The organism is Pseudochrobactrum saccharolyticum (assembly GCF_008801715.1).
Taxonomy (GTDB): Bacteria; Pseudomonadota; Alphaproteobacteria; order Rhizobiales; family Rhizobiaceae; genus Pseudochrobactrum; species Pseudochrobactrum saccharolyticum.
Map to the genome: position 1 here is coordinate 1 of NZ_VZPG01000002.1, position 21,042 is coordinate 21,042.

Annotated in this window: 18 protein-coding genes and 1 tRNA gene; 18 read left to right on the plus strand and 1 reads right to left on the minus strand. The window is 51.5% G+C overall.

What is annotated here, in order from left to right; all coding sequences use genetic code 11:
* The 10 genes from tuf (F7P81_RS06575) to rpoC all read left to right on the plus strand — a co-directional run.
* Positions 1 to 1,005, plus strand: a 1,005-nt coding sequence (gene tuf, locus F7P81_RS06575; RefSeq protein WP_151159006.1) for an elongation factor Tu, incomplete at its 5' end; no start/stop codon positions are given.
* Between the two features lie 65 nt (positions 1,006 to 1,070).
* Positions 1,071 to 1,146, plus strand: a tRNA-Trp gene (locus tag F7P81_RS06580).
* Between the two features lie 344 nt (positions 1,147 to 1,490).
* Complete coding sequence (gene secE / locus F7P81_RS06585; protein WP_022709972.1) at positions 1,491 to 1,691, plus strand: preprotein translocase subunit SecE; 201 nt, start codon at positions 1,491 to 1,493, stop codon at positions 1,689 to 1,691.
* Positions 1,692 to 1,741: 50 nt separating this feature from the next.
* Positions 1,742 to 2,272: a transcription termination/antitermination protein NusG gene (gene nusG / locus F7P81_RS06590; RefSeq protein WP_116087609.1), complete on the plus strand. Its 531-nt coding sequence runs from the start codon at positions 1,742 to 1,744 to the stop codon at positions 2,270 to 2,272.
* Between the two features lie 175 nt (positions 2,273 to 2,447).
* The gene (gene rplK, locus F7P81_RS06595) at positions 2,448 to 2,876 is read left to right on the plus strand and encodes a 50S ribosomal protein L11 (protein WP_022709970.1); all 429 of its coding nucleotides are present in this window, start codon (positions 2,448 to 2,450) and stop codon (positions 2,874 to 2,876) included.
* Positions 2,877 to 2,880: 4 nt separating this feature from the next.
* Complete coding sequence (rplA, locus tag F7P81_RS06600; RefSeq protein ID WP_075657644.1) at positions 2,881 to 3,579, plus strand: 50S ribosomal protein L1; 699 nt, start codon at positions 2,881 to 2,883, stop codon at positions 3,577 to 3,579.
* Between the two features lie 374 nt (positions 3,580 to 3,953).
* Positions 3,954 to 4,472, plus strand: coding sequence for a 50S ribosomal protein L10 (gene rplJ / locus F7P81_RS06605; protein ID WP_022709968.1), 519 nt, complete (start codon positions 3,954 to 3,956; stop codon positions 4,470 to 4,472).
* Positions 4,473 to 4,523: 51 nt separating this feature from the next.
* On the plus strand, positions 4,524 to 4,895 hold the full coding sequence (gene rplL / locus F7P81_RS06610) for a 50S ribosomal protein L7/L12 (protein ID WP_075657645.1): 372 nt from the start codon (positions 4,524 to 4,526) through the stop codon (positions 4,893 to 4,895).
* A 298-nt stretch (positions 4,896 to 5,193) separates the two neighbouring features.
* Positions 5,194 to 9,330 carry a DNA-directed RNA polymerase subunit beta gene (gene rpoB / locus F7P81_RS06615; protein ID WP_022709966.1) on the plus strand — a complete coding sequence of 1,379 codons (4,137 nt, stop codon included), beginning with the start codon at positions 5,194 to 5,196 and terminating at the stop codon, positions 9,328 to 9,330.
* A 246-nt stretch (positions 9,331 to 9,576) separates the two neighbouring features.
* Entirely contained in the window at positions 9,577 to 13,779 is a 4,203-nt protein-coding gene (gene rpoC, locus F7P81_RS06620) for a DNA-directed RNA polymerase subunit beta' (protein WP_075657647.1), read from the plus strand.
* A 125-nt stretch (positions 13,780 to 13,904) separates the two neighbouring features.
* Here the strand turns inward: rpoC and F7P81_RS06625 are convergent, their stop codons facing one another.
* The gene (locus F7P81_RS06625; protein ID WP_022709964.1) at positions 13,905 to 14,213 is read right to left on the minus strand and encodes a hypothetical protein; all 309 of its coding nucleotides are present in this window, start codon (positions 14,211 to 14,213) and stop codon (positions 13,905 to 13,907) included.
* 502 nt (positions 14,214 to 14,715) lie between these two features.
* Here F7P81_RS06625 and rpsL point away from each other — a divergent pair.
* From rpsL to F7P81_RS06665, 8 genes are all read left to right on the plus strand, one after another.
* Entirely contained in the window at positions 14,716 to 15,087 is a 372-nt protein-coding gene (gene rpsL, locus F7P81_RS06630; RefSeq protein ID WP_022709963.1) for a 30S ribosomal protein S12, read from the plus strand.
* Between the two features lie 69 nt (positions 15,088 to 15,156).
* Entirely contained in the window at positions 15,157 to 15,627 is a 471-nt protein-coding gene (gene rpsG / locus F7P81_RS06635) for a 30S ribosomal protein S7 (protein WP_022709962.1), read from the plus strand.
* A gap of 30 nt (positions 15,628 to 15,657) precedes the next feature.
* On the plus strand, positions 15,658 to 17,742 hold the full coding sequence (fusA, locus tag F7P81_RS06640) for an elongation factor G (RefSeq protein ID WP_022709961.1): 2,085 nt from the start codon (positions 15,658 to 15,660) through the stop codon (positions 17,740 to 17,742).
* 64 nt (positions 17,743 to 17,806) lie between these two features.
* A complete protein-coding gene (gene tuf / locus F7P81_RS06645; RefSeq protein ID WP_022710937.1) occupies positions 17,807 to 18,982 on the plus strand; it encodes an elongation factor Tu in 1,176 nt (391 codons plus the stop codon).
* A gap of 81 nt (positions 18,983 to 19,063) precedes the next feature.
* On the plus strand, positions 19,064 to 19,372 hold the full coding sequence (gene rpsJ / locus F7P81_RS06650; RefSeq protein WP_002964363.1) for a 30S ribosomal protein S10: 309 nt from the start codon (positions 19,064 to 19,066) through the stop codon (positions 19,370 to 19,372).
* Between the two features lie 26 nt (positions 19,373 to 19,398).
* A complete protein-coding gene (gene rplC / locus F7P81_RS06655) occupies positions 19,399 to 20,127 on the plus strand; it encodes a 50S ribosomal protein L3 (RefSeq protein ID WP_022710938.1) in 729 nt (242 codons plus the stop codon).
* Positions 20,127 to 20,747, plus strand: a complete 621-nt coding sequence (gene rplD / locus F7P81_RS06660) for a 50S ribosomal protein L4 (RefSeq protein ID WP_022710939.1) — start codon at positions 20,127 to 20,129, stop codon at positions 20,745 to 20,747. Before rplC ends, rplD begins: the two co-directional genes overlap by 1 nt.
* Complete coding sequence (locus F7P81_RS06665) at positions 20,744 to 21,037, plus strand: 50S ribosomal protein L23 (RefSeq protein ID WP_022710940.1); 294 nt, start codon at positions 20,744 to 20,746, stop codon at positions 21,035 to 21,037. Before rplD ends, F7P81_RS06665 begins: the two co-directional genes overlap by 4 nt.
* The last annotated feature ends 5 nt before the right edge of the window (positions 21,038 to 21,042 follow it).

The following is a 21,042-nucleotide window of genomic DNA, read 5'->3' on the forward strand; positions in this document are numbered from 1 at the left end:
ATTTCGACCTCGCACGTTGAATATGAAACAGAAAACCGCCACTACGCACACGTAGACTGCCCAGGCCACGCTGACTATGTTAAGAACATGATCACCGGTGCTGCGCAGATGGACGGCGCGATCCTGGTTGTTAACGCTGCTGACGGCCCGATGCCACAGACCCGTGAGCACATCCTGCTCGCTCGTCAGGTTGGTGTGCCTGCAATCGTTGTGTTCCTGAACAAAGTTGATCAGGTTGACGATGCTGAGCTGCTCGAACTCGTAGAAATGGAAGTTCGTGAACTTCTGTCGAAATACGACTTCCCGGGCGATGATATTCCAGTTGTCAAGGGTGCGGCACTGGCAGCTCTGGAAGACAGCAACAAGACAATCGGTGAAGACGCGGTTCGTGAACTGATGGCCGCTGTCGATGCTTACATCCCAACTCCAGAACGTCCTGTTGATCAGCCGTTCCTGATGCCAATCGAAGACGTATTCTCGATCTCCGGCCGTGGTACAGTTGTTACCGGTCGTGTAGAACGCGGTATCGTTAAAGTTGGTGAAGAAGTTGAAATCGTTGGTATCAAAGCTACCGGCAAGACAACTGTTACCGGCGTTGAAATGTTCCGCAAGCTGCTCGATCAGGGCCAGGCTGGCGACAACATCGGTGCACTGGTTCGCGGTGTAGGTCGTGATGACGTTGAACGTGGTCAGGTTCTCTGCAAGCCAGGTTCGGTTAAGCCACACACCAAGTTCAAGGCAGAAGCTTATATTCTGACCAAAGACGAAGGTGGCCGTCATACACCATTCTTCACAAACTACCGTCCGCAGTTCTACTTCCGTACAACTGACGTAACCGGTATTGTGACCTTGCCAGAAGGCGTGGAAATGGTTATGCCGGGCGACAACGTAACTGTTGATGTTGCGCTGATCGTGCCAATCGCTATGGAAGAAAAACTCCGTTTCGCGATCCGTGAAGGTGGCCGCACCGTTGGTGCAGGTATCGTCGCTTCGATCATCGAATAATAGATTTCACAAGGCTGGTACGCCAGCCTTGTCCGCCGGTCTGATAGATTAGGGCGGAAGAGTTTAGGGGTATAGCTCAGTTGGTAGAGCGACGGTCTCCAAAACCGTAGGTCGCGGGTTCGAGCCCTGCTGCCCCTGCCATTTCAGAAAAGCGGTGCTGTATTGATTTACAGTGCCGCTTTTTTGTGCTTAATAGGTGCCGAGCTGGTCTTGTGTGTCAACGCAGTCGTTTTATAAATAATATTAACCCGCCGCAGGGCAGGGGCGCCATGCACTTTCCGTGCATGATATGCGGGAATTTATTATATCTTAGCATATGGGCTTGTTTTTTTATGGAATCGGCTCTATGTAGGGCAATACGTAAAACGGTGCGTGGGATTGAGTTTTCGTCCGACGTGCCGTAATCTTGTGAGTTCTTTCTGATTAATACATTCTTAACGGCTTGTTTTGATTGGGATTAATTTTTTTCAAGCGCAGAGTGGCAAATGGCGTCCAAAACAAATCCGATTACGTTTTTCCGTCAGGTTCGTGCTGAGACGGCTAAAGTAACGTGGCCAACCCGGCGTGAAACTGTTATTTCAACTGTCATGGTTGTTATTATGGCTTTTCTGGCGGCGCTGTTTTTCTTTTTTGCGGATCAGTTGATGGCTTATGGCGTTGAATTGCTTCTGAGTCTCGGTCGTTAATATAGGCTTGGTTGGCATTTGGCTGGTGTGAGCTATTCGGGAGAAGCATAATGACTGCGCGTTGGTATATCGTACACGCATATTCGAATTTCGAAAAAAAGGTTGCTGAAGCAATCGAAGAAAAGGCGAAGCAAAAAGGTCTGTTTCATCTTTTTGAAAAAATTCTGGTGCCTACAGAAAAGATCGTGGAGGTGCGCCGCGGCCGTAAGGTTGACGCAGAGCGCAAATTCTTTCCGGGCTATGTTCTGGTTCGTGCCAATCTGACAGATGATGTCTATCATCTGATTAAGAATACCCCGCGCGTAACCGGCTTCCTCGGTACAGAGTCGAAGCCTGTTCCGATCAGTGACCGTGAAGTTCAGCAGATTCTTTCCCAGGTGGAAGAAGGTGTTGAGCGTCCACGTGCTTCTGTATCGTTTGAAGTGGGTGAATCTGTTCGTGTTTCGGACGGTCCTTTCGCTTCCTTCAACGGTATCGTGCAGGAAGTTGATGATGATCGTTCGCGTCTGAAGGTTGAAGTGTCGATCTTTGGTCGCGCAACACCTGTTGATCTCGATTTTGGTCAGGTTGAAAAACTCTGATCATTTCAGCCTAAGGGCTGAATTGTCACCAAGGTGACAAATTGGGTGGAAGGGGCGCAGGCTTAGCCGCTCTGTTAACCGGACCACCCGCTGCAACGCTGCATATGCAGTGGTGATAGAGTGCCGTAAAGGCATTTAACATTGCCCTGAGGGGCAAGAAAAAAGGCAGATAGTAATGGCTAAAAAAGTTGCAGGCCAGCTGAAGCTTCAGGTAGCTGCTGGCGCCGCAAATCCATCGCCGCCAATCGGTCCGGCTCTGGGTCAGCGCGGTATTAACATCATGGAATTCTGTAAGGCATTTAACGCTGCCACGCAGGAAATGGAAAAAGGTTCGCCTGTTCCGGTCGTGATTACCTATTATCAGGATAAGTCCTTCACATTCGTGATGAAGACTCCTCCTGTAACCTACTTCCTCAAGAAGGCTGCTAATCTGAAGTCCGGTTCGAAAGAGCCTGGCAAGATTTCTGCCGGTACGGTTTCCCGTGATAAAGTGCGCGAAATTGCTGAAGCCAAAATGAAAGACCTGAATGCGTCTGACGTTGAAGCTGCAATGCGCATGGTTGAAGGTTCTGCCCGTTCGATGGGTCTGAAGGTGGAAGGCTGATACGATGGCGAAAATTTCAAAGCGTGTCGCTAAAATCCGTGAAGGCGTAGAGCCTATGAAACTTTACGACCTGAGCACTGCTCTTGGTCTCGTAAAGGAACGTGCTGTTGCGAAATTCGACGAAACTATCGAAGTTTCGATGAATCTCGGTGTAGATCCACGTCATGCTGACCAGATGGTTCGCGGCGTTGTTAATCTGCCAAACGGTACAGGCCGTACTGTTCGCGTTGCTGTATTTGCCCGTGGTGACAAAGCTGAAGAAGCTAAGAAAGCCGGTGCGGATATCGTTGGTGCGGAAGACCTGTTCGAAACCATCAATGCCGGCAATATCGATTTCGATCGCTGCATTGCTACCCCTGACATGATGCCACTCGTTGGCCGTCTGGGTAAGGTTCTCGGCCCGCGCGGCATGATGCCAAACCCTAAAGTCGGTACTGTGACTGTTGATGTTGCCGGTGCTGTTAAGGCTTCCAAGGGCGGCGCAGTTGAATTCCGCGTTGAAAAAGCCGGTATCATTCATGCAGGTATTGGTAAGGCTTCTTTCGAAGTTAAGGCTCTGGAAGAAAACATCCGCGCTTTCGCAGATGCAGTTCTGAAAGCCAAGCCAGCCGGTGCAAAAGGTGAATACCTGAAGCGCGTTGCGGTTTCTTCGACCATGGGCGTTGGCGTCAAGGTTGAACCTTCGAGCGTTAAAATCGCCTGATTTGCTTTTACGGAATAAATCTGTAAAAGCCTGATTCAAATGTTGCCCGAGTAATTGCGACATTCGAATTGAAACAAGTTTCCGGGGCCTCTGGGCCCGGATCACCGGAAGTAAAATTCCGGTATCCTGTCCGAGATTGCAGGTGGTTCGCCTTAATTTTATGAGCCTGCATGAGACGTGGAATGACCTTATTTTTTGCAGCTTTGCTGTGTTTTAAGGTTTGAACCGTAGTTGCCTTGACCGGATCTGCTCTCGGGCGGTGAAGGGGAAGGGGACAGGAACCTCGTAAGTTGGATAGCACTTCTTACACGCTATCCGGCAAAGGCAACCCGGTAAGAATACTCCTGTGTATTCTTATCAACTGGAGAGAGACAGTGGAAAAAGCGGAAAAGCGCGAATTTGTCACTTGGCTGAACGGCACTTTCAAAGAGTCCGGTTCGGTCGTCGTGGCCCACTATAGCGGTCTCACAGTTGCACAGATGAGCGATCTTCGCGAAAAAGTCCGTGCAGCAGGCGGCGCCGTTAAAGTCGCGAAGAACCGTCTTGCCAAAATCGCTCTTCAGGGCACGGAGTCCGAAGGCATTGCAAATCTGTTCACCGGACAGACTGTAATTGCTTATGCAATCGATCCGATTGCAGCTCCGAAAGTAGCGGTAGAATTCGCTAAGACCAATGACAAGCTTGTCATTCTTGGTGGTTCTATGGGTGCGACTACTCTCGATGCAGAAGGCGTGAAAGCTCTTGCTTCCCTGCCGTCGCTCGACGAACTGCGCGCCAAGCTGGTTGGTATGGTTCAGACACCAGCCACCCGTCTCGCTGTGCTCACAAGCGCGCCAGCAGGTCAAATTGCTCGCGTTATCGGCGCACATGCCCGGAAGAACGAGGCGGCGTAAGGCCGTTCTCGCTGTTATAACAGTTCAAACCTTAATCAAAGGAATATACAAATGGCTGATCTCGCAAAGATCGTTGAAGACCTGTCCGCACTGACCGTTCTGGAAGCTGCAGAACTGTCCAAGCTTCTTGAAGAAAAGTGGGGCGTATCTGCTGCTGCTCCTGTAGCAGTTGCTGCTGCTGCCGGTGCTGCTGCACCAGCCGCTGAAGAAAAGACCGAATTTGACGTTATCCTCGCTGATGGCGGCGCAAACAAGATCAACGTGATCAAAGAAGTTCGCGCGATCACCGGTCTGGGCCTGAAAGAAGCTAAGGACCTCGTAGAAGGTGCTCCTAAGGCTGTTAAAGAAGGCGCGTCGAAAGACGAAGCTGAAAAAATCAAAGCTCAGCTCGAAGCAGCTGGCGCTAAGGTTGAACTCAAGTAATTTGAGTGATCCGGCGGGCTTAGCGGCCCGCCGTTTTCCGCTTATGAGCGGACGTTTTTTGTAAGCGCCTGATTTTAGGTGACAAACAAAAATGGATAGCATAATGAACTGTATATGTCTTTCATGTTACGTGGCAGATTTTATAGTTCAAACGGTTACAAACCCTTTTCCTGACAGAAGAGCAGCTGTCAGGAAACGGGTTTTGACCCGTTCATAGGACCGTCGTAAGACGGCAAGCAACAGGCCCTGGTATTCCCACGGGCTCAGAACGCCGTAAGGCACAGAACGAGGAGCGACGATGGCTCAGACCCACTCTTTTAACGGTCGTAAGCGCGTACGCAAATTTTTCGGCAAGATTCCAGAAGTCGCCCAGATGCCGAACCTCATTGAGGTTCAGAAGGCATCCTATGACCAGTTCCTTATGGTCGATGAACCTAAGGGTGGACGTCCTGACGAAGGTTTGCAGGCTGTTTTTAAGTCGGTGTTTCCGATCTCGGATTTTTCCGGGGCCTCTATGCTCGAATTCGTCAAATACGAATTCGACGCGCCAAAGTTCGATGTGGATGAGTGCCGCCAGCGTGATCTGACCTATTCAGCACCGCTGAAAGTGACACTGCGTCTTATCGTTTTTGATATTGACGAAGATACAGGCGCAAAGTCCATTAAAGACATCAAGGAACAGGATGTCTATATGGGCGATATGCCGCTCATGACCGACAATGGTACCTTTATCGTCAATGGTACGGAGCGTGTTATCGTTTCGCAGATGCACCGTTCGCCTGGTGTGTTCTTTGACCATGATAAGGGTAAAACCCATTCTTCGGGTAAGCTCTTGTTCGCTGCGCGCGTGATCCCGTATCGCGGTTCCTGGCTCGATATCGAATTCGATGCCAAGGATATCGTATACGCACGTATCGACCGTCGCCGTAAGATCCCTACCACATCGCTATTGATGGCGCTGGGTATGGACGGTGAAGAAATTCTTTCGACCTTCTATAACGCTGTCCCTTATACACGTGACGGCGAAAACTGGCGTATTCCGTATTCGGCTGACCGCTTCAAAGGTATGAAAATCATCGGCGATATGCTCGATGCTGATACCGGTGAAGTTGTTGCTGAAAGCGGCCGTAAGCTGACTGCGCGCGCTGCCAAGCAGATCGCGGAGAAGGGCGTTAAGGCTATCCGTGCGACGGATGATGATCTGCTCGGTTCCTATCTGGCAGAGGATATCGTCAACTATGCAACCGGTGAGATTTATCTCGAAGCCGGTGATGAAATTGACGAAAAGACTCTGAAGATTCTGCTCGAAACCGGTGGCAACGAGATCAATATTCTTGATATCGACCATGTGAATGTGGGTGCTTACATCCGCAATACGCTGGCTGCTGACAAGAACCAGTCCCGCCAGGATGCGCTGTTCGACATCTATCGTGTGATGCGTCCGGGTGAGCCTCCGACAATGGATTCCGCAGAAGCGATGTTTGAATCGCTGCTGTTTGATTCAGAACGTTACGATCTGTCGGCTGTTGGTCGTGTTAAGATGAATATGCGTCTTGACCTCGATGCCGCGGACACTGTTCGTGTTCTGCGCAAAGACGACATTCTCGCTGTTATCAAGACGCTCGTTGAGCTGCGTGACGGCAAGGGCGAAATTGACGATATCGACAATCTCGGCAACCGTCGTGTGCGTTCCGTTGGCGAGCTGATGGAAAATCAGTACCGCGTCGGTCTGCTGCGTATGGAACGTGCGATCAAGGAACGTATGTCCTCGATCGAAATCGATACAGTGATGCCGCAGGATCTGATCAATGCGAAGCCGGCTGCTGCCGCTGTTCGCGAATTCTTCGGTTCCTCGCAGCTGTCGCAGTTTATGGATCAGACCAATCCGCTGTCTGAAATCACCCATAAGCGCCGTCTGTCGGCTCTCGGACCTGGCGGTCTGACCCGTGAACGCGCAGGCTTTGAAGTCCGCGACGTTCATCCGACCCATTACGGCCGTATCTGCCCGATTGAAACACCGGAAGGTCCGAATATCGGTCTGATCAACTCGCTCGCAACATTTGCGCGCGTCAACAAATATGGTTTCATTGAAAGCCCTTACCGTAAAATTATCGACGGCAAGATCACCAATGAAGTCGTTTATCTTTCCGCTATGGAAGAAGCCAAGCACTATGTTGCTCAGGCCAATGCTGAAGTGGGCGAAAACGGTGAATTCGTTGAAGAATTCGTAATTTCGCGTCATGCCGGTGAAGTTCTGATGGCGCCGCGTGAAAACGTGGATCTGATGGACGTTTCACCGAAGCAGCTGGTTTCTGTTGCTGCCGCGCTTATTCCGTTCCTGGAAAACGACGACGCCAACCGCGCTCTGATGGGCTCGAACATGCAGCGTCAGGCCGTGCCTCTGGTACGTGCGGAAGCGCCGTTTGTCGGTACCGGTATGGAGCCGATTGTTGCCCGTGACTCCGGTGCAGCTATCGGTGCACGCCGCGGCGGTATTGTTGATCAGGTGGATGCGACACGTATCGTTATCCGTGCAACTGAAGACCTCGATCCTTCGAAGTCCGGCGTTGACATTTACCGTCTGATGAAGTTCCAGCGCTCCAACCAGAGCACCTGCATCAATCAGCGTCCGCTTGTGCGCGTTGGTGACCGTGTAGGGAAGGGCGACATCATTGCTGATGGTCCGTCGACCGATCTGGGTGATCTGGCGCTTGGCCGTAACGTGCTCGTCGCGTTCATGCCTTGGAACGGCTATAACTACGAAGACTCCATCCTGCTTTCTGAAAAGATTGTTTCGGATGACGTGTTCACTTCGATCCATATCGAAGAATTCGAAGTTGCTGCCCGTGATACCAAGCTCGGACCTGAGGAAATCACACGTGATATTCCGAACGTTTCGGAAGAAGCACTGAAGAACCTCGACGAAGCCGGTATTGTTTACATCGGTGCGGAAGTTCATCCTGGCGATATTCTCGTCGGTAAGATCACACCAAAGGGTGAAAGCCCGATGACGCCGGAAGAAAAGCTTCTGCGCGCTATCTTTGGTGAAAAGGCTTCTGACGTCCGTGACACCTCAATGCGTATGCCTCCGGGAACATACGGTACTGTTGTGGAAGTTCGTGTTTTCAACCGCCACGGCGTTGAAAAAGATGAGCGCGCAATGGCGATTGAGCGTGAAGAAATCGAACGTCTGGCAAAAGACCGCGACGACGAACAGTCTATCCTTGACCGTAACACCTATGGTCGTCTGGCAGATATGCTGGAAGGTAAGATTACTGCTGCTGGTCCTAAGGGCTTCAAGAAGGGCGTTGCGGTTAACCGCGATATCCTGACTGAATATCCGCGTTCCCAGTGGTGGCAGTTTGCCGTTGAAGACGAAAAGAGCCAGAGCGAACTCGAAGCTCTGCGCAACCAGTATGACGCATCCAAGAAGCTGCTTGAAACACGCTTCATGGATAAGGTCGAAAAGGTTCAGCGCGGCGACGAAATGGCTCCGGGCGTCATGAAGATGGTTAAGGTCTTTGTTGCTGTTAAGCGCAAGATCCAGCCAGGCGACAAGATGGCCGGCCGTCATGGTAACAAGGGTGTGGTTTCCCGCATTCTGCCAGTAGAAGATATGCCGTTCCTAGAAGATGGTACCCATGCGGACATCGTGCTTAACCCTCTGGGTGTGCCGTCCCGTATGAATGTGGGCCAGATTCTTGAAACACATTTGGGCTGGGCATGTGCCGGTATGGGTAAGAAGATCGGGCAACTGATCGAGGTCTATAAAGAGACCGCAAATATCCAGCCGCTGCGTGACACTCTGGAACATATCTATCCGGACAACGACCGTAACGAACCGGTTCGCTCTTATGATGACGACAGTGTCCTCATGCTTGCAGATCAGGTGAAGCGCGGTGTGTCGATTGCAACGCCGGTGTTTGACGGTGCTGTTGAAGCAGACATCAATGCGATGCTTGCTGATGCAGGTCTGGCAACTTCCGGTCAGTCGACACTCTATGACGGCCGTACAGGCGAACCTTTTGATCGTCAGGTGACAATGGGCTATATTTATATGCTCAAACTGCACCACCTGGTTGATGATAAGATCCACGCCCGTTCGATCGGACCTTACTCGCTCGTCACACAGCAGCCGCTGGGTGGTAAGGCGCAGTTCGGTGGTCAGCGCTTCGGTGAAATGGAAGTCTGGGCGCTTGAAGCCTATGGTGCAGCTTACACGCTGCAGGAAATGCTCACCATCAAGTCTGATGACGTGGCAGGCCGTACCAAGGTTTATGAAGCGATTGTACGTGGTGACGATACATTCGAAGCGGGTATTCCGGAGAGCTTCAACGTTCTCGTGAAGGAAATGCGTTCGCTTGGTCTGAATGTCGAACTCGACGATACACGCGACCTGGTAGCGCCGACAGAGCTGCCTGACGCAGCAGAGTAAAAACAAAGGCGTGACGCGGGTATTCCGCGCCACGCCATTATTGCCATTATTCGGCAGTATGTTTTGAAAGAATGACGGTTTCAGGCGCTGTGTCTGGCCGTTGCGCAGATTAGGGCAATTGCCCGTCAGAGAGTATCAGGGCGCTAAAGCCTGTGCCGGATACTGCTCTGCATATAGATTCAAACGCATGATGCTGTCGCGAAGTAGGCCAACTTTTGTGAAGCATGATGCCCTAAGGAGAACGGCATGAACCAAGAGGTCATGAATCTTTTCAATCCTCAGGCTCCGGTGCAGACATTCGATTCCATCCGGATTTCGATTGCCAGCCCTGAGAAGATTCTGTCCTGGTCATACGGCGAGATCAAAAAGCCAGAAACGATCAACTACCGTACGTTCAAACCTGAACGCGATGGTCTGTTCTGTGCCCGTATCTTCGGCCCGATCAAGGACTATGAGTGCCTGTGCGGTAAGTACAAGCGCATGAAATACAAGGGCATTATCTGTGAGAAGTGCGGCGTTGAAGTAACGCTGTCACGCGTGCGCCGTGAGCGCATGGGCCATATCGAACTGGCTGCTCCTGTTGCCCATATCTGGTTCCTGAAGTCGCTTCCTTCGCGTATCGGCACATTGCTTGATATGACGCTGAAGGATATCGAACGCGTTCTGTATTTCGAAAACTACATCGTTACAGAACCAGGCCTGACTTCCCTGAAAGAGCATCAGCTGCTTTCAGAAGAAGAATATATGATCGCTGTTGATGAATTCGGTGAAGACCAGTTCACAGCGCTGATCGGTGCGGAAGCGATCTATGATCTTCTGGCGACAATGGAACTCGAAAAGATTGCTGTGCAGCTGCGCACCGATCTGGCCGAAACCACTTCGGAACTGAAGACCAAGAAGCTGATGAAGCGTCTCAAAATCGTTGAGAACTTCATGGAATCCGGTAACCGTCCTGAGTGGATGATCATGAAGATCGTTCCGGTGATCCCGCCGGATCTGCGCCCGTTAGTGCCGCTGGATGGCGGTCGCTTTGCGACTTCCGATCTGAACGACCTTTACCGTCGCGTGATCAACCGTAACAACCGTCTGAAGCGCCTGATGGAGCTTCGTGCGCCTGGCATCATTATCCGTAACGAAAAGCGTATGCTGCAGGAAGCTGTTGACGCGCTGTTCGATAACGGCCGTCGCGGTCGTACCATCACCGGTGCGAATAAGCGTCCGCTGAAGTCGCTTTCGGATATGCTGAAAGGTAAGCAGGGTCGTTTCCGTCAGAACCTTCTCGGTAAGCGCGTCGACTATTCCGGTCGTTCGGTTATCGTGACCGGTCCTGAGCTGAAACTGCACCAGTGCGGTCTGCCGAAGAAAATGGCTCTGGAACTGTTCAAGCCGTTTATCTACGCACGTCTTGACGCCAAGGGCTTCTCCTCGACTGTTAAGCAGGCGAAGAAGCTGGTTGAAAAAGAACGTCCGGAAGTTTGGGATATCCTTGATGAGGTTATCCGCGAGCATCCGGTTCTGCTTAACCGCGCGCCGACGCTGCACCGTCTTGGTATTCAGGCTTTCGAACCAACGCTGATCGAAGGTAAGGCAATCCAGCTGCACCCGCTCGTTTGTACTGCGTTTAACGCGGACTTCGACGGTGACCAGATGGCTGTTCACGTGCCGCTGTCGCTTGAAGCACAGCTTGAAGCACGCGTTCTGATGATGTCGACCAACAACATTCTGCATCCGGCAAACGGTCTTCCGATCATCGTGCCGTCGCAGGATATGGTTCTCGGCCTCTATTACCTGTCGATCGTTGCTGAAAACGAACCTGGTCAGGGCATGGTCTTCGCCGATATGGGCGAATTGCAGCATGCGCTGGAAACCAAGACCGTTACGCTGCACACCAAGATCAAAGGCCGCTTCAAATCTGTTGATGCGGAAGGCAAGCCTGTATCGAAACTCTTTGACACAACACCGGGTCGTCTGATCCTCGGTGAATTGCTGCCAAAGAACGCCAATGTTCCTTTTGACATCTGCAATCAGGAAATGACCAAGAAGAACATCTCCAAGATGATCGATCTGGTTTATCGTCATTGCGGTCAGAAAGAGACAGTGATTTTCTGTGACCGCGTGATGCAGCTCGGCTTTGCCCATGCCTGCCGTGCCGGTATTTCCTTCGGTAAGGATGACATGGTCATTCCTGATGCCAAGGCGAAAATCGTTGCCGATACAGAAGCTTTGGCCAAGGAATATGAACAGCAGTACAATGACGGTCTGATCACTCAGGGCGAAAAGTACAACAAGGTTGTTGATGCCTGGGGTAAAGCGACTGACAAGATCGCCGACGAAATGATGGCCCGCATTAAGGCTGTTGAATTCGATCCGGAAACCGGTCGTCAGAAGCAGATGAACTCCATCTACATGATGTCGCACTCCGGTGCCCGTGGTTCGCCTTCGCAGATGCGTCAGCTCGGCGGTATGCGCGGTCTGATGGCCAAGCCTTCGGGCGAGATTATCGAAACACCGATTATCTCGAACTTTAAAGAAGGTCTGACCGTGAACGAGTACTTCAACTCGACACACGGTGCGCGTAAGGGTCTGGCCGATACGGCTCTGAAAACCGCTAACTCCGGTTATCTGACACGCCGTCTCGTTGACGTTGCGCAGGATGCGATCATTTCTGAACCGGATTGCGGTGCAACCGTTGGTCTGACAATGAACCCGATCGTTGATGCGGGTCAGATCGTGGCTTCGCTCGGCATGCGTATTCTGGGCCGTGTTGCTCTGGACGACATCAATCATCCGGCTACGGGTGAGCTGATTGTTGCTTCCGGCGACATGATCGAAGAACGTCATGTGGAAGTGATCGAAAAAGCCGGTATCCAGACCGTTCGTATCCGTTCGGCTCTGACCTGTCTCACCCGCTCCGGCGTGTGCGGCAAGTGCTATGGTCGTGACCTTGCACGCGGTACTCCGGTGAACAAAGGTGAGGCTGTCGGTGTTATCGCTGCGCAGTCGATCGGTGAGCCTGGTACCCAGCTGACCATGCGTACTTTCCACCTTGGTGGTACAGCGCAGGTTGTGGATAGCTCCTATCTGGAAGCTTCCTATGAAGGTACTGTTGCACTGCGTAACCGCAATGTGGTTCGCAATTCCGACGGTCATCTGGTGGTTATGGGCCGTAACATGGCCGTTCTCATCATGGATGCATCCGGCAAGGAACGTGCAAGTCATCGTGTAACTTACGGTTCGCGCCTGTTCGTCGATGACGGTGATGCAGTGAAACGCGGTCAGCGTCTGGCCGAGTGGGATCCGTATACCCGTCCGATCATCACCGAAGTTGAAGGTGTGATTGAGTTCGAAGATATGGTTGACGGTCTGTCGGTTGCTGAAAACACCGATGAATCCACCGGTATCACCAAGCGCGTTGTTATTGACTGGCGTTCGACCCCACGCGGTTCGGATCTGAAGCCTGCTCTTGTTGTTAAAGACAAGAACGGCAAAGTTGCGAAACTGTCGAAGGGTGGTGAAGCCCGCTTCCAGCTCTCCGTTGAGACCATTCTCTCGGTTGAGCCAGGTGCAACGGTTCGCGTCGGTGACGTGATTGCCCGTCTGCCTATGGAAAGCGCGAAGACCAAGGATATTACCGGTGGTCTGCCACGCGTGGCTGAACTGTTCGAAGCTCGTCGTCCGAAGGATCATGCGATCATCGCTGAAGTTGATGGTACAATCCGTTTCGGCCGCGATTACAAGAACAAGCGCCGCATCATTATTGAACCGAATGACCATAATCTGGAACCGGTTGAATATCTGATCCCTAAAGGCAAGCCTTTCCATCTTCAGGATGGCGATGCGATCGAAAAGGGTGACTATATTCTCGACGGTAATCCTGCACCGCATGACATTCTGGCGATCAAGGGCGTGGAAGCACTTGCTTCTTACCTCGTGAACGAAATTCAGGAAGTCTATCGTCTGCAGGGTGTGACGATCAACGATAAGCATATCGAAGTGATCGTTCGTCAGATGCTGCAGAAGGTTGAGATCACGGAATCCGGTGACAGCACCTATATTCCGGGCGATCATGTTGACCGTATTGAACTTGACGAAATCAATGATCGTCTGGTTGAAGACGGCAAGAAACCTGCTGAAGGTCTGCCGGTTCTGCTCGGTATTACGAAGGCATCGTTGCAGACACCTTCCTTCATCTCGGCTGCTTCCTTCCAGGAAACAACCCGCGTTCTGACCGAAGCCGCAGTTGCCGGTAAGATGGATACGCTGCAGGGTCTGAAGGAAAACGTGATTGTTGGTCGTCTGATCCCTGCCGGTACCGGCGGTATGATGAGCCAGATCCGCCGTATTGCGACAGCCCGCGATGATCTGATTATCGACGAGCGCCGCAAAACTTCCGGTGCGGATGCTGCAAATGCAATGCTGGTCGATATGACCAATAATGCAGCGGAATAATCCGACCTTATAAGAAATGAAAAAGGCCACCTTCGGGTGGCCTTTTTTGTATGCGAGCAGGAGAAACTGTTCATAAAAAAGCGCCGCATGAAGCGGCGCTTTATCATAAGTAAGATGAGATACGATTATTCTTCGTCTTCATCATCTTCATGGGAACCGTCAAACTCGATCATCGCAACCTGACCGGAGAGGGCGGTATTGTAACCGCTCAGATATGGTTCTTCTTCCGGCTGCTCGGTCAATGTACCGATTTCGGTAATTTCGGCTTCAGCAAAACCTTCATTGGCAAGGATTTCCAAAGTTGCCTGAATGACATCTTCTTCCGGTTCCGATTTCAACAGGATGTGGACATTGACGGGATCGCTCTCGCCGTCCTTCCATGCATCTGCAATAATGAGAAACACTTCATTCGAATCGGGATTTGTGTCTGACACGGGGCATTCCTTAATTTCCGGTTAAACTCGCCCTGTATCAGGGCCTGAAACGGCTGAATCAGACTGTCTGCATAAAAGATAATCATCCAAAAGGACAGTCGGATAAGGATTCTGCCGGTATTTTATGTGATTTGCATAACAAGTGATGCAATTTCAGACAAAATTACCCGCTTTTGAGGGCTGAAATTCCGATTTGTCTGTCATAAATCAGAAAACTCCGCTGCCGGTCTTGACGAAACGCGCCTTTAAGCGTATCAGCACACCATCTGAGCCGATGTGAGGCTGGCTGTTCCGGAGTGACATACTCTGGAGTTTGTCTCAAACAGGGTTCGTTTTACGATCTAAAATGCAAATTGCCGTTCGCATGAAGGTAACTTCCTCTGCTTTTGTTCGGGCATGCCAGCGCTAGCGTTGGCACAATGTCCGATTTTGTGCATATGCATAACGGTGAAACGGCCCATTTGGGCAAAAGATACGAGTTTATTTAGTAGAGGAAGGTTCAATGCCTACCGTAAACCAGCTGATCCGCAAACCTCGCCAGGCGCAGGTTAAGCGTAATAAGGTTCCTGCTCTGCAGGCAAACCCACAGAAGCGCGGCGTATGTACCCGCGTTTATACAACAACCCCGAAAAAGCCGAACTCGGCGCTGCGTAAGGTAGCAAAGATTCGTCTGACCAACGGCTTTGAAGTTATTGGTTATATTCCGGGTGAAGGTCACAACCTTCAGGAACACTCGGTAGTTATGATCCGCGGCGGCCGCGTCAAAGATTTGCCGGGTGTGCGTTACCACATCATCCGTGGTGTGCTCGATACCCAGGGTGTTAAAAACCGTAAGCAGCGTCGTTCGCTGTATGGTGCTAAGCGTCCTAAATAATAATTTTCCGGGGATACCGGCCACCTGATCCTCAGGTGAGTTGAGCCCGATGTAATTAAAGAGACAAATATGTCCCGTCGTCACAGTGCTGAAAAGCGTGAAATCAATCCGGATCCAAAGTTTGGTGATCTGGTTGTGACCAAATTCATGAACGCAATCATGCTTCATGGTAAGAAATCTGTTGCAGAGTCCATCGTTTACGGTGCTCTGGATTCTGTTGAAGCGAAAGCTAAGCAGGATGGTCTGGTGATGTTCCATCAGGCGCTCGACAATGTTGCGCCGCATGTGGAAGTGCGCTCCCGCCGTGTTGGTGGTGCGACTTATCAGGTTCCTGTTGATGTTCGCCCTGACCGTCGTCAGGCGCTGGCAATCCGCTGGCTGATCAATGCCGCTCGCAACCGCAACGAAACAACGATGATTGATCGTCTGTCCGGCGAATTGCTTGATGCTGCAAACAACCGTGGTTCGGCTGTTAAGAAGCGTGAAGATACGCACCGTATGGCTGAAGCTAACCGCGCATTCTCGCATTACCGCTGGTAATCGTCGAACTCTATTCAAAGAGCAAATATTATGGCCCGCGAATATAAAATCGAAGACTACCGTAATTTCGGTATTATGGCGCACATCGATGCCGGTAAAACGACAACGACTGAGCGTATCCTGTTCTACACAGGTAAGAACCATAAAATCGGTGAAACGCACGACGGCGCCTCCACAATGGACTGGATGGAGCAGGAGCAGGAACGTGGTATCACGATTACTTCTGCTGCGACCACCACATTCTGGGAAGGCCGTGATGGCAAGAAGCGTCGCTTCAACATCATCGATACTCCTGGTCACGTTGACTTCACGATTGAAGTTGAGCGTTCCCTGCGCGTTCTCGACGGTGCGATCGCACTCCTCGATGCTAACGCCGGTGTAGAGCCGCAGACTGAAACCGTATGGCGTCAGGCTGAAAAATACCACGTACCACGTATGGTTCTTGTCAATAAAATGGACAAGATCGGTGCGGATTTCTATCGCTGTGTAGAAATGATCAAAACCCGTCTGGGTGCAACTGCTCTCGTTATTCAGCTGCCAATCGGTGCTGAAAACGAATTCGGCGGTGTGATCGATCTCGTTGAGATGAAGGCCCTGACATGGGATGGCTCAATCGGCGCTCCGACGCAGGTTGGTGAAATTCCTGCTGACCTTCAGGCAAAAGCAGAAGAATATCGCGAAAAGCTGATCGAAACTGCTGTTGAAATCGATGAAGCTGCAATGGAAGCTTATCTGGAAGGCACTCTGCCAACCAATGATGAGCTGCGTGCGCTGATCCGTAAGGGTACAATTGCTGTTCAGTTCCATCCGGTACTTTGCAGCACCGCGTTCAAGAACAAGGGCATTCAGCCTGTTCTGGATGCAGTTGTTGATTATCTGCCAGCTCCTAACGAAGTACCTGCGATTAAAGGTATCGACGTAAAGACTGAAACAGAAACAACCCGTGAATCTTCAGATGAAGCTCCGCTTTCTCTGCTCGCATTCAAGATCATGAACGATCCGTTCGTTGGCTCTCTGACCTTCGCACGTATTTACTCGGGTAAGCTGACCAAGGGTGTTTCTCTCGAAAACACTGTTAAGGGCAAGCGCGAACGTATCGGCCGTATGCTGCAGATGCACTCGAACTCCCGTGAAGATATCGAAGAAGCATTTGCCGGTGACATCGTTGCTCTGGCTGGCCTCAAGGAAACCACAACCGGTGACACGCTCTGCGATCCGCTGAAGCCTGTTATTCTGGAACGTATGGAATTCCCTGATCCGGTTATCGAAATCGCGATTGAACCAAAGACCAAAGCTGACCAGGAAAAGATGGGTATCGCCCTGAACCGTCTGGCTGCTGAAGATCCTTCATTCCGCGTTAAGTCGGACGAAGAATCCGGTCAGACCATTATTGCCGGTATGGGTGAGCTTCACCTCGACATTCTGGTTGACCGTATGCGTCGTGAGTTCAAGGTTGAAGCTAACATTGGTCAGCCGCAGGTTGCCTATCGTGAAAGCATCACCCGTAAAGCTGAAATCGACTATACACATAAGAAACAGTCCGGTGGTTCCGGTCAGTTCGCTCGTGTTAAGATCGTATTTGAGCCGCATGAAGGCGATGACTTCATCTTCGATTCCAAGATCGTTGGTGGTGCTGTTCCTAAGGAATACATCCCGGGCGTTCAGAAGGGTATCGAAAGCGTTATGGGTGCAGGTCCTCTGGCAGGCTTCCCGATGCTCGGTGTTAAGGCGACCCTTATCGATGGTGCATACCACGATGTTGACTCGTCTGTTCTGGCCTTCGAAATCGCTGCCCGTGCAGCATTCCGTGAAGGTGCACAGAAAGCCGGCGCTCAGTTGCTCGAACCGATCATGAAGGTCGAAGTCGTGACTCCTGAGGATTACGTTGGTGACGTTATTGGCGATCTGAATTCCCGTCGTGGTCAGATTTCCGGTACTGAAGCCCGTGGTATTGCTACTGTAGTTAACGCAAATGTTCCGCTGGCCAGCATGTTTGGTTACGTGAACAACCTGCGCTCGATGTCACAGGGCCGCGCCCAGTACACCATGCAGTTCGACCATTATGAGCCGGTTCCTGCAGCAGTAGCCGCAGAAATCCAGAAGAAGTTTGCGTAAGCCTTTTGGCTTACGCTCGTTAAAATAAGAATGCCTGAGCAGGCTAAATTTATGGAGAGCTCAGATGGCAAAGAGCAAATTTGAACGTACTAAACCACACGTCAACATCGGCACCATCGGTCACGTTGACCATGGTAAGACCTCGTTGACAGCTGCAATCACCAAATTCTTTGGTGACTTCCGCGCTTACGACCAGATCGATAACGCACCGGAAGAAAAAGCCCGCGGTATCACCATTTCGACCTCGCACGTTGAATATGAAACAGAAAACCGCCACTACGCACACGTAGACTGCCCAGGCCACGCTGACTATGTTAAGAACATGATCACCGGTGCTGCGCAGATGGACGGCGCGATCCTGGTTGTTAACGCTGCTGACGGCCCGATGCCACAGACCCGTGAGCACATCCTGCTCGCTCGTCAGGTTGGTGTGCCTGCAATCGTTGTGTTCCTGAACAAAGTTGATCAGGTTGACGATGCTGAGCTGCTCGAACTCGTAGAAATGGAAGTTCGTGAACTTCTGTCGAAATACGACTTCCCGGGCGATGATATTCCAGTTGTTAAGGGTTCGGCTCTGGCAGCTCTGGAAGACAGCAACAAGACAATCGGTGAAGATGCAGTTCGTGAACTGATGGCCGCTGTTGATGCTTACATCCCAACTCCAGAACGTCCTGTTGATCAGCCGTTCCTGATGCCAATCGAAGACGTATTCTCGATCTCCGGCCGTGGTACAGTTGTTACCGGTCGTGTAGAACGCGGTATCGTTAAAGTTGGTGAAGAAGTTGAAATCGTTGGTATCAAAGCTACCGGCAAGACAACTGTTACCGGCGTTGAAATGTTCCGCAAGCTGCTCGATCAGGGCCAGGCTGGCGACAACATCGGTGCATTGGTTCGCGGTGTAGGTCGTGATGACGTTGAACGTGGTCAGGTTCTCTGCAAGCCAGGTTCGGTTAAGCCGCACACCAAGTTCAAGGCAGAAGCTTATATTCTGACCAAAGACGAAGGTGGCCGTCATACACCATTTTTCACAAACTACCGTCCGCAGTTCTACTTCCGTACAACTGACGTAACCGGTATTGTGACCTTGCCAGAAGGCGTGGAAATGGTTATGCCGGGCGACAACGTAACTGTTGATGTTGCGCTGATCGTGCCAATCGCTATGGAAGAAAAACTCCGTTTCGCGATCCGTGAAGGTGGCCGCACCGTTGGTGCAGGTATCGTCGCTTCGATCATCGAATAATAGATTTGTGCAGGGCGTTTGGTTTGGTGGTTTAAAATCATCTTCAAAGCCAAACGTCCCGCGTAATAAGGAACAAATCAAATGAACGGTCAAAATATCCGCATTCGCCTTAAGGCGTTTGACCATCGGATCCTTGACGCTTCGACCCGCGAAATCGTGTCGACTGCCAAGCGTACCGGTGCCAATGTGCGCGGACCGATCCCTCTGCCAACACGGATCGAAAAGTTCACAGTTAACCGGTCGCCGCACATCGATAAGAAGAGCCGCGAGCAGTTCGAGATGCGCACTCATAAGCGTCTTCTCGATATCGTTGACCCAACCCCACAGACTGTAGATGCGCTGATGAAGCTGGATCTGTCGGCTGGTGTTGATGTCGAGATCAAGCTGTAAGGCTTGAGGACGGAAGGAACGAACCGATGCGTTCAGGTGTTATTGCACAAAAGCTGGGCATGACCCGCGTTTATACAGACGCTGGCGAGCATGTACCGGTGACAGTACTCCGCATGGAGAACTGCCACGTTGTAGCTCAGCGCACAGTAGAAAAAAACGGCTACACAGCCGTACAGCTTGGCGTAGGATTGGCCAAGGTGAAGAACACGACCAAGGCTCTGCGCGGTCACTTCGCGAAGGCTGAAGTTGAACCGAAAGCGAAAGTAGCTGAATTCCGCGTTTCAGAAGACAATCTTCTGGATGTAGGCGCAGAAATCACTGCTGAGCATTTTGTAGCCGGTCAGAAAGTTGACGTTACAGGTACAACAATCGGTAAAGGTTTTGCCGGTGTTATGAAGCGTCACAACTTCGGCGGCGGCCGCGCAACTCATGGTAACTCGGTATCCCACCGTGCCCATGGTTCGACCGGTCAGCGTCAGGATCCAGGTAAAGTATTTAAAGGCAAGAAAATGGCCGGTCACATGGGTCAGACCCGTGTAACCACGCAGAATATTGAAGTCGTTTCTACCGACCTCGATCGCGGCCTGATCCTTGTTCGCGGTGCTGTTCCTGGTTCCAAGGGTGCATGGATCTATGTTCGTGATGCTGTAAAAGTATCGCTGCCAGAAAATGCTCCTAAGCCAGCTGGCCTGCGCCAAGCTAAAGGTGAAGCTGCTGCGGTTGCAGAACCTGCAGCGACTGAGGGAGCCGAATAATGGATCTCACAATTACAACACTTGAAGGCAAGGATGCCGGTAAAGTGCAGCTGTCCGAAGAAATCTTCGGTCTTGAGCCGCGCGATGACATCCTTCAGCGCGTTGTCCTTTGGCAGCTCGCTCGCCGTCAGCAGGGTACCCACCAGACTCTGACCCGTGGTGAAGTTGCACGTACCGGTGCAAAAATGTACAAGCAGAAGGGTACCGGCCGCGCCCGTCACCATTCCGCTCGTGCACCACAGTTCCGTGGCGGTGGTAAGGCTCATGGCCCTGTAGCCCGCAGCCATGCACATGATCTTCCTAAGAAGGTTCGTGCTCTGGCTCTGCGTCACGCCCTTTCGGCTAAGGTTAAAGCCTCTGATCTGATCATCATTGATGATCTGGCAGCTGCAGAAGCCAAGACCAAGCTGCTGGTAAGCCAGTTTGCTAATCTCGGTCTGGAAAACGCACTGCTGATCGGTGGCTCGGAAATCGACGCCAACTTCAAGCTGGCTGCATCCAATATCCCGAATATTGATGTGCTGCCGGTACAGGGCATCAACGTTTACGACATTCTTCGCCGTGGCAAGCTCGTCCTTTCCAAGGCAGCTGTCGAAGCCCTCGAGGAGCGTTTCAAATGACAGATCTTCGTCACTATGATGTGATCGTTAGCCCGGTCATTACCGAAAAGTCGACCATGGTTTCCGAATTTAACCAGATCGTCTTTAACGTAGCCCGCAAGGCCACGAAACCAGAGATCAAAGCTGCAGTAGAAGCGCTTTTCGGCGTGAAAGTTACAGCTGTGAACACCACTGTGCGTAAAGGCAAAGTGAAGCGTTTCCGCGGTATTGTTGGGCGCCAGAGCGATGTCAAGAAAGCGATCGTAACTTTGGCTGAAGGCCAGAGCATCGACGTTTCGACTGGTCTCTGAGAGGC

What these genes read in the sequence shown, in the direction of transcription:
- secE (WP_022709972.1), top strand. Translation starts at nt 1,491, where the DNA reads ATGGCGTCCAAAACAAATCCGATTACGTTTTTCCGTCAGGTTCGTGCT.
- nusG (WP_116087609.1), top strand. Translation starts at nt 1,742, where the DNA reads ATGACTGCGCGTTGGTATATCGTACACGCATATTCGAATTTCGAAAAA.
- rplK (WP_022709970.1), top strand. Translation starts at nt 2,448, where the DNA reads ATGGCTAAAAAAGTTGCAGGCCAGCTGAAGCTTCAGGTAGCTGCTGGC.
- rplA (WP_075657644.1), top strand. Translation starts at nt 2,881, where the DNA reads ATGGCGAAAATTTCAAAGCGTGTCGCTAAAATCCGTGAAGGCGTAGAG.
- rplL (WP_075657645.1), top strand. Translation starts at nt 4,524, where the DNA reads ATGGCTGATCTCGCAAAGATCGTTGAAGACCTGTCCGCACTGACCGTT.
- rpoB (WP_022709966.1), top strand. Translation starts at nt 5,194, where the DNA reads ATGGCTCAGACCCACTCTTTTAACGGTCGTAAGCGCGTACGCAAATTT.
- rpoC (WP_075657647.1), top strand. Translation starts at nt 9,577, where the DNA reads ATGAACCAAGAGGTCATGAATCTTTTCAATCCTCAGGCTCCGGTGCAG.
- rpsL (WP_022709963.1), top strand. Translation starts at nt 14,716, where the DNA reads ATGCCTACCGTAAACCAGCTGATCCGCAAACCTCGCCAGGCGCAGGTT.
- rpsG (WP_022709962.1), top strand. Translation starts at nt 15,157, where the DNA reads ATGTCCCGTCGTCACAGTGCTGAAAAGCGTGAAATCAATCCGGATCCA.
- fusA (WP_022709961.1), top strand. Translation starts at nt 15,658, where the DNA reads ATGGCCCGCGAATATAAAATCGAAGACTACCGTAATTTCGGTATTATG.
- tuf (WP_022710937.1), top strand. Translation starts at nt 17,807, where the DNA reads ATGGCAAAGAGCAAATTTGAACGTACTAAACCACACGTCAACATCGGC.
- rpsJ (WP_002964363.1), top strand. Translation starts at nt 19,064, where the DNA reads ATGAACGGTCAAAATATCCGCATTCGCCTTAAGGCGTTTGACCATCGG.
- rplC (WP_022710938.1), top strand. Translation starts at nt 19,399, where the DNA reads ATGCGTTCAGGTGTTATTGCACAAAAGCTGGGCATGACCCGCGTTTAT.
- rplD (WP_022710939.1), top strand. Translation starts at nt 20,127, where the DNA reads ATGGATCTCACAATTACAACACTTGAAGGCAAGGATGCCGGTAAAGTG.
- F7P81_RS06665 (WP_022710940.1), top strand. Translation starts at nt 20,744, where the DNA reads ATGACAGATCTTCGTCACTATGATGTGATCGTTAGCCCGGTCATTACC.